The organism is Paenibacillus sp. TSM33 (genome assembly GCF_056099025.1).
In genome coordinates this window covers 1-252 of record NZ_JBLZXB010000080.1, presented here as the reverse complement: position 1 = coordinate 252, position 252 = coordinate 1, and the positions used below count along the sequence as shown (strand labels likewise).

Genomic DNA, 252 nt, shown 5'->3' with positions numbered 1-252 from the left:
CTTAACGAGAGTTCTTCCGCGCGCCTTAGAATTCTCTTCTCGCCTACCTGTGTCGGTTTGCGGTACGGGCACCTTCTCCTGGCTAGAGGCTTTTCTTGGCAGTCTGAGATCATGACCTTCGCTACTACAATTTTCGCTCCCCATCACAGCCCAGCCTTACGATGTGCGGATTTGCCTACACATCAGCCTCACTGCTTAGACGGACATCCATCAGTCCGCGTCACTACCCTACTGCGTCACCCCATCGCTCAT

General features: G+C 54.0%; 1 rRNA gene. It reads right to left on the bottom strand.

The features are described 5' to 3' along the window. A 23S ribosomal RNA gene (locus ACN6NF_RS25980) occupies positions 1 to 252 on the bottom strand; the annotation flags it as partial.